17 protein-coding genes are annotated in these 15463 nt (G+C 67.9%); 8 read left to right on the top strand and 9 right to left on the bottom strand.

The features are described 5' to 3' along the window. The first annotated feature begins 56 nt into the window (after positions 1-56). The 4 genes from AC1DC5_RS07365 to AC1DC5_RS07350 are packed head-to-tail and all read left to right on the top strand — an operon-like array spanning position 57 to position 2155. Entirely contained in the window at positions 57-539 is a 483-nt protein-coding gene (locus tag AC1DC5_RS07365) for a DUF3099 domain-containing protein (protein ID WP_476864701.1), read from the top strand. After that, positions 536-784, top strand: coding sequence for a hypothetical protein (locus AC1DC5_RS07360; protein ID WP_441404062.1), 249 nt, complete (start codon positions 536-538; stop codon positions 782-784). The genes AC1DC5_RS07365 and AC1DC5_RS07360 overlap by 4 nt, the downstream gene beginning before the upstream one ends. Continuing rightward, on the top strand, positions 785-1675 hold the full coding sequence (locus tag AC1DC5_RS07355; RefSeq protein ID WP_476864700.1) for an SURF1 family cytochrome oxidase biogenesis protein: 891 nt from the start codon (positions 785-787) through the stop codon (positions 1673-1675). Positions 1676-1678: 3 nt separating this feature from the next. After that, positions 1679-2155, top strand: a complete 477-nt coding sequence (locus tag AC1DC5_RS07350) for a YbaK/EbsC family protein (RefSeq protein ID WP_476864699.1) — start codon at positions 1679-1681, stop codon at positions 2153-2155. A 257-nt stretch (positions 2156-2412) separates the two neighbouring features. Here the strand turns inward: AC1DC5_RS07350 and AC1DC5_RS07345 are convergent, their stop codons facing one another. Then, a complete protein-coding gene (locus AC1DC5_RS07345; RefSeq protein ID WP_476864698.1) occupies positions 2413-4011 on the bottom strand; it encodes an ABC-F family ATP-binding cassette domain-containing protein in 1599 nt (532 codons plus the stop codon). Between the two features lie 269 nt (positions 4012-4280). Between AC1DC5_RS07345 and AC1DC5_RS07340 the strand changes: the two genes are divergently transcribed. Genes AC1DC5_RS07340 through AC1DC5_RS07330 form a run of 3 tightly spaced genes read left to right on the top strand, consistent with a single transcriptional unit; the run spans position 4281 to position 6405 of the window. Continuing rightward, positions 4281-4988, top strand: a complete 708-nt coding sequence (locus tag AC1DC5_RS07340; protein WP_476864697.1) for a biotin transporter BioY — start codon at positions 4281-4283, stop codon at positions 4986-4988. Then, a complete protein-coding gene (locus tag AC1DC5_RS07335; protein WP_476864696.1) occupies positions 4985-5737 on the top strand; it encodes an energy-coupling factor ABC transporter ATP-binding protein in 753 nt (250 codons plus the stop codon). Before AC1DC5_RS07340 ends, AC1DC5_RS07335 begins: the two co-directional genes overlap by 4 nt. Further along, the gene (locus tag AC1DC5_RS07330; RefSeq protein WP_476864695.1) at positions 5734-6405 is read left to right on the top strand and encodes an energy-coupling factor transporter transmembrane component T family protein; all 672 of its coding nucleotides are present in this window, start codon (positions 5734-5736) and stop codon (positions 6403-6405) included. The genes AC1DC5_RS07335 and AC1DC5_RS07330 overlap by 4 nt, the downstream gene beginning before the upstream one ends. Positions 6406-6529: 124 nt before the next feature. Here the strand turns inward: AC1DC5_RS07330 and AC1DC5_RS07325 are convergent, their stop codons facing one another. After that, positions 6530-7747, bottom strand: coding sequence for a thiolase family protein (locus tag AC1DC5_RS07325; RefSeq protein WP_476864694.1), 1218 nt, complete (start codon positions 7745-7747; stop codon positions 6530-6532). Continuing rightward, the gene (locus AC1DC5_RS07320; protein WP_476864693.1) at positions 7740-9143 is read right to left on the bottom strand and encodes a class I adenylate-forming enzyme family protein; all 1404 of its coding nucleotides are present in this window, start codon (positions 9141-9143) and stop codon (positions 7740-7742) included. The genes AC1DC5_RS07325 and AC1DC5_RS07320 overlap by 8 nt, the downstream gene beginning before the upstream one ends. A 58-nt stretch (positions 9144-9201) precedes the next feature. On the opposite strand from AC1DC5_RS07320, the gene ypfJ reads away from it, so the two are divergent. Further along, complete coding sequence (ypfJ, locus tag AC1DC5_RS07315; RefSeq protein ID WP_441404054.1) at positions 9202-10089, top strand: KPN_02809 family neutral zinc metallopeptidase; 888 nt, start codon at positions 9202-9204, stop codon at positions 10087-10089. A gap of 137 nt (positions 10090-10226) precedes the next feature. On the opposite strand, the gene AC1DC5_RS07310 is transcribed toward ypfJ, so the two are convergent. The 6 genes from AC1DC5_RS07310 to AC1DC5_RS07285 form a co-directional block, all read right to left on the bottom strand. Next, complete coding sequence (locus AC1DC5_RS07310; protein ID WP_441404053.1) at positions 10227-10559, bottom strand: metal-sulfur cluster assembly factor; 333 nt, start codon at positions 10557-10559, stop codon at positions 10227-10229. A 13-nt stretch (positions 10560-10572) separates the two neighbouring features. Then, entirely contained in the window at positions 10573-11370 is a 798-nt protein-coding gene (sufC, locus tag AC1DC5_RS07305) for a Fe-S cluster assembly ATPase SufC (RefSeq protein WP_056434015.1), read from the bottom strand. A gap of 89 nt (positions 11371-11459) precedes the next feature. Then, on the bottom strand, positions 11460-11819 hold the full coding sequence (locus AC1DC5_RS07300; RefSeq protein WP_346925524.1) for a non-heme iron oxygenase ferredoxin subunit: 360 nt from the start codon (positions 11817-11819) through the stop codon (positions 11460-11462). A 27-nt stretch (positions 11820-11846) separates the two neighbouring features. Next, a complete protein-coding gene (gene sufD, locus AC1DC5_RS07295) occupies positions 11847-13133 on the bottom strand; it encodes a Fe-S cluster assembly protein SufD (RefSeq protein ID WP_441404052.1) in 1287 nt (428 codons plus the stop codon). Continuing rightward, complete coding sequence (sufB, locus tag AC1DC5_RS07290) at positions 13133-14596, bottom strand: Fe-S cluster assembly protein SufB (RefSeq protein WP_441404051.1); 1464 nt, start codon at positions 14594-14596, stop codon at positions 13133-13135. The genes sufD and sufB overlap by 1 nt, the downstream gene beginning before the upstream one ends. Beyond that, complete coding sequence (locus AC1DC5_RS07285) at positions 14596-15459, bottom strand: helix-turn-helix transcriptional regulator (RefSeq protein ID WP_476864692.1); 864 nt, start codon at positions 15457-15459, stop codon at positions 14596-14598. Before AC1DC5_RS07285 ends, sufB begins: the two co-directional genes overlap by 1 nt. Between the last annotated feature and the right edge of the window lie 4 nt (positions 15460-15463).

Genomic DNA, 15463 nt, shown 5'->3' with positions numbered 1-15463 from the left:
GGCCCTGCCGTTGGTGAGAGAATTGGAGTAAGCCTTGGGAGCGTGATCTGACAGCCGTGACACTCAAAAACCGACCCGGTGTACCTGTGCCCGGGACCCCGGACGTCCCGTCCGGTGATTCCGAGGTTCACAGCATCACGGACGCCGCTACGGCGCATTCTGAAGAGATGCGCCAGCGGATGATCAAGTACGCCGTGGCGATGGGTATCCGCATGGTGTGCCTGATCCTGATCTTCGTGGTGGACGGCTGGTTCAAGGTCCTGCCGGTCATCGGGGCCGTGTTCCTGCCCTGGGTTGCCGTTATCATCGCCAACGGCGGTGACCAGGCGGAGGTCCACGCCGACTCGCTGCTGGACTACGCCCCGCTGGCCCAGCTCGATGCCCCGGCCCCGGTTCCGGGGGGCCCGGAACAGGAGGACCCGTCGATGACGCTGTTGCAGGGCGAACTCGTCGACGACGAGGACGCCCCGAAGGATGGGCGGGAAGACGCCGCGGAAGACGCCGGGGACGACGCCGGCCAGGGACGGGCGGCGTCGTGAACCTTTTTGATCTCACCGGGAACGGCGGAGCAGCCGGACCTGCGGAAGCCGTGTGCTCCCGCAAGGCATGCCGGAGCGGCGCCGAATGGCAGCTACTCTGGAACAACCCCAAGATCCACACCCCGGAACGGCGCAAAATCTGGCTGGCCTGCGGAGAGCATCGGGCCTGGCTCGAGGATTATCTGCAGACCCGCGGGCTCTGGAAAGACACTGTGGCACTGGACCCGGCAGGCAAGGCAATCTGAATGTACCGTTTTCTCTTTTCCAGCAAATGGCTGGGCTATTTGTTGCTGGTCGCTATTTTTGCGGCCGCCTGCGTCGGGCTGGGCCGCTGGCAGATGGACCGCCGCGCGGAAACCCTCGCGGAGATCAACCGCGTTACCTCCAACTATTCCGCCACGCCGGTCCCCTTCGCCGAGGTCAAGGAGCAGTTCAGCTCCCTCGCGGCGGACCGCGAGTGGACGCAGGTGGAGCTAAAGGGCACTTACGACGTCGACGGGCAGCGCATCGTCCGCAACCGGCCCCTCAATGGCCAGCCCGGCTACGAAGTCGTGGTCCCGTTCCGGGTGGAAACCGGCGAGACCGTCGTCATTAACCGCGGGTGGCTGCCGATCGGCAACAACAACCCGGGCCGCCCGGACTCGGTCCCGGCCCCGCCCCAAGGCACGGTAACCGTCGTCGCCCGTCTCAAGCCTTCCGAGCCCGAGCTCCAGCGCGGCGCCCCGGACGGGCAGCTGGCCTCGATCGACCTCAAAACCTACTCGAGCCAGCTCGGCTACCCCTTGCTGACGGGCGCGTATGGGCAGCTAGCGTCCGAGAGCCCGTCTGTGGCGGCGATGCCCTTCCCGTTCCCGAAGCCGACCACCGAGGAGGGTACCCACCTGTCGTACTCGCTGCAGTGGTTCGCCTTCGGCGTCCTGATGTTCATCGGCTTCGGGTACGCGGCACGTCAGCAGGCCCGGAACGCGGCCATCGACGCCGAGGACGCCGCAGCGCAGGCGGCAGAGGGAGGCTCCGCCGGCGGGTTCATGCACTCCAGCGGTCCGGTGACCCGCCGTCGTCCTGTCCCCCGCAAGCGGAAGAACGCGACGGCGGAAGAAGAGGAAGACGCCATCCTGGACGCACAGGGGTTCTGAGCCGTGGACATCGTGGTTCCGGATCCCGTGGCCCGGGTCAAGCGCGCGTTGACCGTGCTGGGCGCAGAAGACACCGTTACAGTGTTCGATTCGAAAGTCCCGACGGCGGCTGCGGCCGCCGCCACGCTGGGCTGCGATGTCGCGGCGATCACCAACAGCCTCGTATTCGACCTCGACGGCACCCCGCTGCTGATCCTGGCCAGCGGTGCCGCAAGGGTCGATGTCCTGAAGGTCGCCGCCCAGTTGGGTACGGGCCAAATCCGCCGCGCCTCCCCCGGATTCGTACTCGAACACACCGGCCAGGAAGTTGGCGGCGTAGCCCCGGTAGGCCACCCGGCGAAAATTCGGACGCTGCTGGACGAGTCCCTGGCGGCCCATCCCGTGCTCTGGGCCGGCGCGGGAGACCACAATTCGATGTTCTCCATCACCTACGACGAGCTGCATCGGATCACCGAGGCCAAAGAAATGCCCGTCCGCTAGTCCTCCCCGCGTGGATCCTTTGCCTCACATGGACGTTCGGTTTGGAGGTTCCGTGGCTGCCGGGACACGTGGGCGCGGCCATCCCTCGCCCGTTTGCCACGAATGGCCGCTAAACCTGCTCGGTTAGCGGCCATTCGTGTCATGTGGACGGGTACGGGGCGCCGGAACCGGGTCACAACTAACGTCGGCACTCCGACGTCTCGGGGTAAACCACCCGGGCCAGGCCGGAGGCGCCCGGAAGCAACCGCCGCAGCCGCTTACGCGAGCGTGATCAGGTCCAGGTAGTCCGCGTTCCAGAGGTCTTCGACGCCGTCGGGCAGCAGCACCACGCGCTCAGGATTCAGCGCTTCAACCGCACCCTCATCGTGACTCACCAGCACCACGGCGCCGGTGTAGTTGCTGAGGGCTCCGAGGATTTCGGCGCGGCTGGCCGGGTCCAGGTTGTTGGTGGGCTCATCGAGGAGCAGCACGTTCGCGCTCGAGGCCACAATGGTGGCCAGTGCCAGACGGGTCTTCTCACCGCCGGACAGGACACCGGCGGGCTTGTCGACGTCGTCACCGGAGAACAGGAACGAACCGAGGATGTTGCGCACTTCCGCGTCGTTCATGTCCGGGGCGGAGGAACGCATGTTCTGCAGCACGGTCCGGTCGACGTCGAGCGTCTCGTGTTCCTGCGCGTAGTAGCCCACTTTCAGGCCGTGGCCCGCGACGACTTCGCCGGTGTCCGGCTTGTCGACGCCGGCGAGCATCCGGAGCAGGGTGGTCTTGCCGGCGCCGTTGAGGCCCAGGATGACCACCTTGGAGCCGCGGTCGATGGCGAGGTCCACGTCCGTGAAGATCTCCAGCGAGCCGAAGGACTTGCTGAGGCCGTCCGCGGTGAGCGGGGTCTTGCCGCAGGGCGACGGATCCGGGAAGCGCAGGGCTGCCACGCGGTCGGTCGCGCGCACGGCCTCGAGGCCGCCCAGCAGACGCTCGGCACGCTTGGCCATGTTCTGCGCGGCGACGGCCTTGGTGGCCTTGGCACGCATCTTGTTGGCCTGGTCCATGAGGACCTGGGCCTTCTTTTCCGCGTTGGCGCGTTCCCGCTTGCGGGCACGCTCGTCCGTCTCGCGCTGCTGGAGGTAGCGCTTCCAGTCCATGTTGTAGAAGTCGATCTGCGCGCGGTTGGGGTCCAGCAGGAACACCTTGTTCACGGTGGCTTCAAGCAGTTCCGTGTCGTGGCTGATCACGATCAGGCCGCCCTGGTGGTTCTTAAGGAACTCGCGGAGCCAGGAGATCGAGTCGGCGTCGAGGTGGTTGGTGGGCTCATCAAGGAGCATCGTTTCGGCGTCCGAATACAGGATGCGGGCCAGCTCCACACGGCGGCGCTGGCCGCCGGAAAGAGTCTTGAGCGGCTGGTTCAGCAACCGGTCCGGGAGCGCCAGGTTGGAGCAGATCGCGGCGGCCTCGGCCTCGGCCGCGTAGCCGCCGGCCGCCAGGAACTCGGATTCAAGCCGGTCGTAGCGGTTCATCGCCTTGCGCTGGATGTCGGCGTCGTCGCTGGCCATCTCTTCGTGGGCCACGCGGAGCTTCCCGACGGCGATGTCCAGGCCGCGGGCGGACAGGATCCGGTCACGGGCCAGCTGCTCCATGTCCGGCGTGCGGGGGTCCTGCGGCAGGTAGCCGATCTCGCCGCTGCGCGTCACCTTGCCGCCGGCGGGCAGGCCCTCGCCCGCGAGCACCCGCGTCAGTGTGGTCTTGCCTGCACCGTTACGGCCCACAAGGCCGATCTTGTCTCCCTTGTCGATCCGGAAGCTCACCTGGTCCATAAGGAGGCGGGCGCCGGCGCGCAGTTCGAGATCCTGGACGGTAATCAATGCAGCTAAGGCCTTTCACAACAGGGAACGCCGCGGCACAAAAGTGGAGTCTGGAAAGGCCGGGGCAGTGTGGCCGAGAGAACGGCCTCTCCCAGTCTACCGGCCAGGCCTCCACCCCATGACAAGGACACTGGCCGGGAGCCTTTGGCGCTGCCCTCCAGCAACCGGGCCGGCGGTTAGTGGAGCATCTACAAAAAACGCGCGCCGCCATGCTCGTACAGTCAGAAACAGAGAAGCATGTCCCCGGTTCATTCGCGATAGGAACTCCCATGACACAGACCGACGGCGCCGCTGCCGCCGCCCCCGCCGCCGCCCCCGCCCGGCGCCGCAACCGCTGGAACGCCACCGACCTGGGCCTGATCGCCGTCTTCGCCGCGCTCGTCGCAGGATCAGCCCTGATCGCCGCCATCCCGGTGGGCGGCCTCGGTGTCCCCATCACCCTTCAGACGCTCGCCGTGATGCTCACCGGCCTTGCCCTGGGCCCCGGCAGGGCTTTCGCCGCCGTCGGGCTCTACGTCCTCCTCGGGTTCGCCGGGCTGCCGATCTTCAGCGGCGGCCGCGCCGGACTCGGCGTCCTCGCGGGCCCCTCCGCGGGTTACATCATCGGCTTCGTGTTCGCGGCCACGGCGGTGGGCTGGCTAACCGTCGTCGTGCTCCGCCGCACGGCGGGCCGTCCCGGCAAGCTCCGGGCGCTCCTCCTTTTCGCCTCCGCGATGGTGAGCAGCATCATCTTCATCCATGGCCTCGGCATCCTGGGAATGATGGTCAACGCGAAGCTGGACTTCTCCAAGGCGTTCCTCGCCGACCTGGTTTTCTACCCCGGCGATGTGATCAAGAACGCACTGGCCGTGACCATTGCCCTGGCGTTGCACAAGGCGTTCCCGGATCTGCTCATCCGCAGGGTCCGCACTGCCGGGATTCCCGGTCCCGTAACCGCCGCGACCGTTCCCGGCGCCGAGGCGGACAGCCGGCCGTGAGCACCATCGTCCTGGACCGGGTTGCGGTGCGGGTCGCCGTCGACGGCCGCCCTGCGCCCAAGATCCTGCTGGAGGAGCTGAGCCTGCGGCTCACAGAGCAGCGGATCGGCGTGATCGGCGCCAACGGTTCCGGCAAGTCCACCCTGCTGCGGCTCCTCAACGGGCTCGTGGCGCCGAGCAGCGGAACCGTCACGGTGGACGGCTCGGATACGGTCCGCGCGGTGCGGGAAGTACGGCGGCGTGTCGGCTTCGTGTTCACCGATCCCCTGTCCCAGCTGGTGATGCCGACGGGGCGGGAGGATGTCGAGCTGTCACTCCGGCGTTCGGTCCGTAATTCCCGCGAACGCAGCCGCCAGGCGGAGGCAACCCTGGACCGCTTCGGCCTGCTGCCGCTGGCCGACCAGAGCATCTATGAGCTTTCCGGCGGTGAACGGCAGCTGCTGGCCCTCGCGGCGGTTCTCGCCGTTGACCCGGAAGTGCTGGTCCTCGACGAGCCGTCCACCCTGCTCGACCTGCGCAACAGGGAGCTGCTCCGGCGCACGCTGGCCGGGCTCAGCCAGCAGATCTTCCTTTCCACGCACGACCTGGAACTCGCGCTGGACCTGGACCGGGTCCTCGTTGTCGACGCCGGGGCGGTGGTGTTCGACGGCGGTCCGGCCGCCGCCGTCGCGCATTACCGCGAGCTCTGCGCGGCGGTTCCCGCGGCCCCCGGCGGGGGCCTGGAAAAGCCGCGCCTGGAGCAGCGGTGAGCGGCCACGGGTTCCTGCTGGCCAACTATGTGCCAGGGAACTCCCTGCTGCACCGCGCACCGCTGTGGCTGAAGTTCCTGCTGGTCCTCGGCTGCGGCATGGCGTCGTTCCTGATTGTGGACTGGGCCGTGGCGGCCGGGGTCCTGGTGCTGATGTGCGCCCTGTTCCTGCTCAGCGGGGCAGGTTTCCCGCGGCTGTTCCGGGCGGTCCGGCCCGTGCTGCCCGTCCTCGCTGCCATCGGCCTGTTCCAGTGGTGGCAGCTCGGCGGTCCCACGGCGGCGCGGATTGTGCTCAACGTGCTGGTCTGCATCGTGGCGGCGTCGATCCTCACCGCCACCACTCCGGTGCAGCGGCTGCTGGACGGGGTAGCTTCCCTGGCTACGCCGTTCCGCCGCTTCGGTGCGGATCCGGAGCGGTTCGCCCTGACGATCGCGATCATGCTGCGCAGCATCCCGTTCATCGCGGGCGCGTACAGCGATGTCCGCGACTCCGCCCGTGCCCGCGGCCTGGAGCGCAACCCCCGGGCGCTGATTCTTCCGGTCTTTATCACCACGGTGGCCTTCGCCCGGCAGACCGGAGACGCCCTCGCGGCCCGCGGCCTCGGCGAAGCCGAGACCGAGGAGCATGCACCTCCTGCCACCCCCTTCACGGGACATGCCCTCCCCTAGCGCGGACCACTGGACATGCCCTCCCCACCGCGCGGCCGCTGGACATAAGCCCGGTATGTCCACTGGCCGGGCCCAGGAATGGGCATGTCCCGCAGTGCCCGGGTGAAGTGACCGGGAGCAGCAGCTAGGAAATGCTCCGGTACTCCAGCAGCGCGGCGGTTCCCATGCCCCCGGCGATGCTGATCATCGCCAGCGCCAGTTGCCCCTCGACCGGGTTGCGGCGGGCCTGCGCCAGGAGCCGGGTCACCAGTACCGCGCCGGATGCCCCGTAGGCGTGGCCCAGGGCCAGGGCGCCGCCGTCGAGGTTGGCGCGTTCCGGCGCGATGCCGAGGCAATCCAAGCATGCCAGGGTCTGCGACGCGAAGGCCTCGTTGAACTCGACGAGCCCCACCCCGGCGGACGTGACGCCACACCGCTCCAACAGACGTTCGGCAGCCGCGGCGGCCCCGATGCCCAGCAGCTGCGGGTCCACGCCCGCCGTGTCCGTGCCGCGCACCAGGAATCCGTCGGCGGCCCCCAGTTCGCGGGCCCGCTGCACCGAGGTGATCACGACGGCGGCGGCCCCGTCCGCGTCAAAGCAGGAGTTCCCTGCGGTGACGGTGCCGCCCTCGGCGAACACCGGTGGGAATCGGGCCAGCACAGCTGCGGTCAACCCCGGGCGCGGCCCGTCGTCGGCTGACACCGTGCCGCCTCCGGTGCCAACAGCGCCGTCCGGTCCGGGAACACCGGGGAGCTGAACGATCTCGGCGTCGAACATCCCGGCGGCGGCGGACGCCAGGGCACGCCGGTGGCTGCGCAACGCCAGCTCATCCTGCCGCTCCCGGCTGATGCCGAAATGGGCGGCCACATTCTCTGCGGCCACTCCCATGTCCGGATCGCCGAGGCCCTTGGGGGCGAACTGCGCCCGCGAAAAGAACTCGGGGTCGCCCAGGGCACTCCGGCGGGCGCGCAGCGGTGCCGTGCTGATGCTTTCCACCCCGCCGGCCAGGAACAGGCCGCTGCCGCCGGCTGCCACGAGATGGGCGGCGAGCACGATCGCGTCGAGTCCGGAACCGCACTGCCGGTCCACCGTGACACCGGGGACGCTGACCGGCAGCCCGGCTTCGAGGGCCGCGAGCCGGGCCACGTTTCCGCCGCCGCCCACGGCGTTGCCGATCACCACGTCCGCGACCGATTCCGGGGCGGCTCCGGCGTCGGCCAGCAGGCTGCGGAGCACGGGGGCGAGTAGTTCGTGGGCGTGGAAGGTCTTCAGGACGCCGTTGGCGCGGCAGACTGGGGTGCGCCGCGCCGCGATGATGACGGGCTGCCGGTCGTCGGGCAGAATCCGCAGCTGCTCAGCCAAGGCGCCGGATCCGCGGGTCGTTGTGTGCGATCCAGTCGAGCAGCACTTCGCGGCTGAGCTTGCCGCGGTCCGTCAGGGGCAGCTCGGCCAGGGCGAAGTACTCCAGGGGCCGCTTGTTCCGCGCCAGCACGTCCTCCACGCCGGCCTTCACCTGGGTGGCAGTCACGCCGCCGTGGGAGGGAACGATGCCGGCGACGACCTTCTGGCCGCGGAGATCGTCTGCCTGGCCGGCGGCCACCGCAGCGGCCACGCCCGGCACGGACGCCAGCGCCAGCTCCACCTCGTGCGGGTAGACGTTGGTGCCGGCGGTGATGATCATGTCGGAGCGGCGGCCCAGCATGTGCAGGATCCCGCCGTCGAGGTAGCCCTGGTCCCCCACCGTGTGCCAGCCGTCGAAGCTCTGCAGGGCCTGGCCGTCGTCGCCCCAGAGATACCCGTTGCTCACCATGCCGCTGCGGACACTGATGTTGCCGTCGGCGCCGTTCGGCAGCTCGGCTCCGTCGTCGTCGAGGATGCGGATCTCGACGCCGGGAAACGGCCGCCCGATCCCGGTTCCGCGCTGCTCCGGCTGCTGCCCGGGCGGGAGTCCGGCCCCGGAGACGAAGCTGAGTTCCGAGGCGCCGTAGTACTCGAAGATGGTCGCGTTGGGTGCCCAGCGGCGGGCCGCCTCGAGGGTCCGGGCGTCCAGTTTTGACCCGGCGCAGATGATGCTCCTGATGCCGGAGGCGTCCACCCCTCCGCTCAGTCCCCGCTCGCTGAGGAGCCGCAGCATCGTGGGGACGAGCACCAGCCGGGTGATGCCGTCATGGCGGACCGCGGCGTGGGCGTCGCCGACGTCGAACCCGGACAGGGTGTGGAACTCCGAGCCGGCGTACAGGCATTCGGCCAGGGCATACAGGTTCAGGCTGGCCGCGAGGGGACCGGGCGCCAGGGTCTTGTCGTCCGCGGCCAGGCCAAAAAACTCGACCGACGCGTCAAAGGACAACTGCCAGGACCTTCGGGAGCGGCTGAAGGCCTTGGGGACGGACGTAGTCCCGGAAGTCAGGCCGATCAGGAACGGAGTGTCCGGTGGCCCGTCGACGAGCTCCGGCGCGGACGCCCCGCCCGATCGAATAGACAGGCCGCGGATCCGGTCCCGGATCCCGACCTGCAGCTGCGCCGGCCACGACGGGTCCAGCACGGCACACTGCCGCTCCCCTGCAACGCCGGATGCGAACGCGGCGGCGAAGTGCAGGGAGTTCTCCTCCGACAGCACGGTCACAGCGGGCGCGTCCGGCACCAGCCCGGCGGCCGTGTCGCGCAACTCTTCCCAGCTCAGGCGTTGCCCGGCCACGACGACGGCGGTCCCGTCGGGGCGGTCATCGGCCCAGCGCTGAAGTCTGTCGAGGAAAGGCATCAGACCAACTTTACCGGCCGCAGGCCGCCCGGAAGCCGGCACGCGATATTGTGACAGCATGAGTTTCAACGACAATGTTCAACTGGATCCCTCGCAGGTCCAGGACCGTCGCGGCATGGGCCGCGGCGTCAAAGTCGGGGGCGGGATCGGCGGCGGCATCGTCCTGCTGATCGCGGTGCTGCTCGGCATCAATCCGAGTCTGCTGGAGGGCCTGGGCGCCGGCACGCAGGATCCCGGATCGCAGAGCCAGGGCACCGCCCCGGCCTGCACGACGGGCGCCGACGCCGATGCCCGGCTCGACTGCCGCATCACCGGAACGGTCAACAGCCTGAACGCCTTCTGGCCCGCCTACCTGGCCCAATTCAACAGGCAGTACCCGCAGCCGGAAACCGTGATCTTCGACAGGGCCACCAACACCGGCTGCGGCTCGGCGACGTCGGAAGTGGGCCCGTTCTACTGCCCCGCCGACTCCACCGCGTACTTCGACCCGGGCTTCTTCCAGGAACTCGTGGACCGCTTCGGCTCCTCCGGCGGACCCCTCGCGCAGGAATACGTCGTGGCGCACGAATTCGGCCACCACATCCAGAACGTGCTGGGGAACCTGGACCGGGCCCAGCAGGACCCGCAGGGACCGGAATCCGGGGCTGTCCGGGTGGAGCTGCAGGCTGACTGCTATGCCGGCCTCTGGGTCCGCTACGCCACGACCCAGCAGGATCCCAAGACCGGGCTGCCGTTCCTGGAGCCGCTGACGGAGCGGGACCTGCAGGATGCCCTTTCCGCCGCCTCCGCCGTCGGTGACGACCGGATCCAGCAGGCCGCTACCGGCCGGGTCTCCCCCGAGGCCTGGACTCACGGCTCCAGCGCCCAGCGGCAGAAATGGTTCTACCAGGGCTACTCGACCGGCGACATCAACCAGTGCGACACGTTCGCCGTCGCCACCCCCTGACACCGTAGCGCCGTCGGCTGCTCCGTAACTGCCGTCATGGGCTGCCAAAAGGGCGGTTGCGGAGCAATCGATAGAACGACGACGGCGGGCCCACCTCAGAAAGGTGGACCCGCCGTCGTCGTTTAAGCGGTTCAGTTCTAGATGTTGAAGCCGAGGGCGCGCATCTGGTCGCGGCCGTCCTCGGTGATCCGTTCCGGACCCCACGGCGGCATCCACACCCAGTTGAGGCGCCAGTCGTCGACGACCCCGTCCAGGGCCTTGCCGACCTGCTCCTCGATCACGTCGGTGAGCGGGCACGCGGCCGTGGTGAGCGTCATGTCGATCAGCAGGGCGCCGTCGTCGTCTGAGTACTTGAGGCCGTACAGCAGGCCGAGGTCAACGATGTTCACCCCCAGTTCAGGGTCGATCACATCCTTGAGTGCCTCTTCGACATCCTCGAGGCCCGTGCGGGCCACATTGAGTTCGGTCATTGTGAAGTCCTAACTAGGCCTGGGCTGCAGCGTCAGCGGCAGCGATGGTGGCTGCCCCGGCGCCGGTGGCGTAGCGGTCGTAGCCTTCTTCTTCGAGGCGGTCGGCAAGTTCCGGGCCGCCTTCTTCGACAACCTGGCCGTCAACGAACACGTGCACGAAGTCCGGCTTGATGTAGCGCAGGATCCGGGTGTAGTGCGTGATGAGCAGGGTGCCCATGTTGCCTTCGGCGTGGGCGCGGTTGACGCCCTCGGAGACAACCTTGAGTGCGTCAACGTCCAGGCCGGAGTCGGTCTCGTCGAGGATGGCGAACTTCGGCTTGAACAGCTCCAGCTGGAGGATTTCGACGCGCTTCTTCTCGCCGCCGGAGAAGCCCTCGTTGACGTTGCGCTGGGTGAAGTCGGCGTCGATGCGGAGCTGGGCCATGGCGGCCTTGACGTCCTTCGTCCACGTGCGCAGCTTGGGTGCTTCGCCGTCGATGGCCGTCTTGGCGGTGCGCAGGAAGTTGGTCATGCTGACGCCGGGAACCTCGACCGGGTACTGCATGGCCAGGAACATGCCGGCGCGGGCGCGCTCGTCGACGCTCATCGCGAGGACGTCTTCGCCGTCCAGCGTGATGGTGCCGGAGGTGACGTTGTAGCGCGGGTGCCCGGCGATGGTGGACGCCAGGGTGGACTTGCCGGAACCGTTCGGGCCCATGATGGCGTGGGTCTCGCCGGTCCGGATGGTCAGGCTGACGCCCTTCAGGATTTCCTTCGTGCCCTGCTCGGTGTCAATGCTGACGTGCAGGTCCTTGATCTCAAGAGTAGACATGTGCCTTGTTCTCCTCTGCACCGTGCCCTTCGGCACCGTGCGGTTTCTTGTCGATAAGTTCTGTTGTGCGGGTTGCCGGCTGCAGGCAGCTAGCTGAAGTTCGGAGCCGCGGCGCCGTTCACGACGTTGGTGAAGTCCACATAGACCTCGTCGTCCAGTACGGTCACTGCGAAGACGGGAACAGGATCATAGGCCGGCAGCTGAAGCGGCTCGCCGCTGCGCAGATCGAACTGGGAGCCGTGGCCCCAGCACTCGATCATGCAGCCTTCCACTTCGCCCTCGGAAAGGGAGATGTCGGCGTGCGAGCAGGTGTCACCGATGGCATGGATTTCGCCCATCGAGTCCTTGACGATCGCGACAGGGTAGTCGTCGACCAGGATCCGCAGCGCCTGCTTGAGTTGGATCTCACTGGCGTTGCAGACGAGCTCGCCTCTTGGCTGTTCGGTCATTGATGCTTTCCCGTGCTTCTGTCTTCTCTAGTGGTTCGTTGCCGCGAGTTCACGCTCGACGGCGTCCGTGAGGCGCTCTTCGATCGCCGGAACGTTGATCTTCTGAATGATCTCGTTCAGGAAGCCGCGGACCACCAGACGGCGGGCCACCTCTTCCGGAATGCCGCGGGCCATCAGGTAGAACAGGTGCTGGTCATCGAACCGTCCGGTGGCGCTGGCGTGGCCGGCGCCGGCGATCAGGCCGGTCTCGATTTCCAGGTTCGGCACAGAATCGGCGCGGGCGCCGTCGGTGAGGACCAGGTTGCGGTTGGCCTCGTACGTGTCGGTGCCTTCTGCTTCCTTGCGGATCAAGACGTCGCCCACCCAGACGGTGTGCGCGTTGCGGCCCTGCAGGGCGCCCTTGTAAAGGACGTTGGACTTGCAGTTGGCGACGGCGTGGTCGACGAAGAGGCGCTGCTCCAGGTGCTGGCCGGCGTCGGCGAAGTACAGGCCGAACAGTTCAACTTCGGCGCCGGGGGCGGTGAAGCGGGCCGACGGCGTGACGCGGACGAGGTCGCCGCCGAGGCTGACGACGATGTGCTTGAACTTGGCGTCGCGGCCAAGCTTCGCCTGCTGGGAGGAGGCGTGCACGGCGTCGTCGTTCCACTCCTGGAGCGAGATGACGGTGAGCTGCGCGCCGTCCTCCACGAGGATCTCGATGTTCTCCGAGACGACGGCGGTGCCCTGGTGGTCCAGGACGACGACGGCCTTGGAGAACTTCTCCGCGACAATCACGATGTGCTGGGCGGAAGCCCCGGTGCCCTGGCCGGTCAGCAGGACGCTGACTTCCCCTTCGGCCTGGACCTCGGCGGGAACCGTGATGACGGTGGCCTCGGTGAAGTTCTCCCAGGCGTTCGCGGACACACGGTCCTCGGGGATCGCGGCGGAGCCGATGCGGGCATCGTCCCGGCCCACGGTTTCGACCCGGACGCTGTCCGGAGCGGTGACGGCCACGGAGGGCGCGGCGCCGCTGAGGACCTCGGTGTGCAGGCCGCGGAGGCGCTTGAGCGGGGTGAACCGCCAGTCCTCCTCCATGCCGGTCAGCGGCTTGAAGTCCGCCAGCTGGTAAGAGGTCAGGCGGCCGGCGCGTGAGCTGTCCGGAACGCCGACGCCGCCGCCGTGCGAGTGCCGCTTGACGGCCTCGCCGGCCAGCGGGGACTTGGACTCCGCGGCGTTCAGCGGTGAAAGGCTCTCGCCTTCCTCGGTGAAACCGTTGATGAACGGCTGGGCTGACGGCGCGCCGATGCGGGCCTTTTCAGTAGTGATGTCAGTCATTAACCGACCGATCCTTCCATCTGCAGTTCAATCAGGCGGTTCAGCTCGAGGGCGTATTCCATCGGCAGCTCACGGGCAATCGGCTCGATGAAGCCGCGGACGATCATCGCCATGGCCTCGTCCTCGCGCATGCCGCGGGACATCAGGTAGAACAGCTGTTCTTCGCTGACCCGCGAGACCGTGGCCTCGTGCCCCATGGTGACGTCATCCTCGCGGATGTCGATGTACGGGTACGTGTCCGAGCGGCTGATGGTGTCCACCAGCAGGGCGTCACAGCGGACCGTGTTGGCCGAGTGCTTGGCGCCTTCGCGGACCTGGACCAGGCCGCGGTAGGCGGCACGGCCGCCGCCGCGGGCCACGGACTTGGAGATGATCGAGCTCTTGGTGTTGGGCGCGATGTGGACCATCTTGGAGCCGGTGTCCTGGTGCTGGCCTTCGCCGGCGAACGCGATGGACAGGGTCTCGCCCTTGGCGCCCTCGCCGACAAGGTAGACGGCCGGGTACTTCATGGTGACCTTGGAGCCGATGTTGCCATCGATCCACTCCATGGTGGCGCCCTCTTCGCAGATGGCGCGCTTGGTGACCAGGTTGTACACGTTCGTGGACCAGTTCTGGATGGTCGTGTAGCGGACGCGGGCGCCCTTCTTCACAACGATCTCCACGACGGCGGAGTGCAGCGAGTCCGAGGTGTAGATCGGCGCGGTGCAGCCTTCGATGTAGTGGACGTAGGAGTCCTCATCGGCGATGATCAGCGTGCGCTCGAACTGGCCCATGTTTTCCGTGTTGATGCGGAAGTAGGCCTGCAGCGGGATGTCCACGTGGACGCCCTTGGGGACGTACACGAAGGAACCGCCGGACCAGACGGAGGTGTTCAGCGAGGCGAACTTGTTGTCGCCCACCGGGATGATCGTGCCGAAGTACTCCTGGAAGATCTCCGGGTGCTCCCGCAGCGCGGTGTCGGTGTCCAGGAAGATGACGCCCTGGGCTTCCAGGTCCTCGCGGATCTGGTGGTACACAACCTCGGATTCGTACTGGGCCGCGACGCCGGAGACGAGGCGGCTGCGCTCGGCTTCCGGGATGCCCAGCTTCTCGTATGTGTTCCGGATGTCCTCGGGCAGGTCTTCCCAGGTGGCGGCCTGCTTCTCGGTGGAGCGCACGAAGTACTTGATGTTGTCGAAGTCGATGCCGGAGAGGTCTGCACCCCAGGTGGGCATGGGCTTGCGGTCGAAGTACTTCAGGCCCTTCAGGCGCAGGTCCAGCATCCATTCCGGCTCGTTCTTCTTGGCCGAGATGTCACGCACGACGTCCTCGTTGATACCACGGCGGGCGTTGGCGCCGACGTCGTTCTTGTCGGACCAGCCGTACTCATAGGTGCCGATTCCGTGGAGCTCGGGATTCTTTTCGAGAATCTCCGAAATCACAGTAGATTCAGCAACCTTCTTCTCTGATAGTTGGTCCGTCATCACGGCCTTTCTTGCAGATGGTTGGATACTTCGTCCAGGCTGCCCGGCGTGGCGGCGGGGCTGTGGAGCCCCGGTGCCGCCGGACGGCCTGTAGGTATGTGGGTGGTGCAGACGTGGCCGCCGCGCGCCAGCGTGGAAAGCCGGCGGACGTCGACGCCGACCAGCCGGGCGAACACGTCGGTTTCCACGTCGCAGAACACCGGGAACTGTGCGGCCAGCTGCTGGATGGGACAGTGGCCCTGGCACAGCTGGACGCTGGAGAGCGCCGCCGGCAGGGGTGCCTTGGCTTCGATCGACGCAGTGGAGGCGACGAATCCGTCCCGGCTGAGCGCCGCGGAGAGTGCCTGCGCGCGGGCGGTGATGTCCGGCCCGGCCGCGTCGATTTCGGGTGCGTAGCGGCGCTCCATGTCGCCGAAACGCTCGACGGCGAACTGCCGCACGGCTTCGGGGCCTGCCATTTCGCCGAGGCGCTGCAGCGCCAGGGTGGCAATGTCCAGGTAGTCGTTCCCGAGCGTGGACTGGCCCTGGGAGCTGAGCACGTAGCGGCGGGCGGGGCGCCCGGCGCCCGCGCCGGCACGGGTGGCGCGCTTGACTTCGATCACACCGTCGCGTGAAAGGTGGTCAAGGTGCCGGCGGACAGCGGCCGGGGTAAAGCCGAGCAGATCGCCAAGTTCGGCGGCGCTGATGGGGCCATGTTCCAGGACTGCGTTCAGTACACGGTCCCGGGTGCGTTCCTCGGCGTCGGCCGCCGGGAAGGCGGTAGCTGCCTGTGCCGCCAGGGACCCCGCCGTCCCGGAAGGGGACGCCGACGCCACGCGCGGGCGGCCGGGCACGGCGGGCGCGGCAGAAGTCGGGGTGCTCATGGAA

The sequence above is a fragment of the Arthrobacter sp. 10L424 genome, assembly GCF_056395325.1.
The sequence above is the reverse complement of the archived record's forward strand: the minus strand, read 5'-3'. Positions and strand labels throughout refer to the sequence as shown.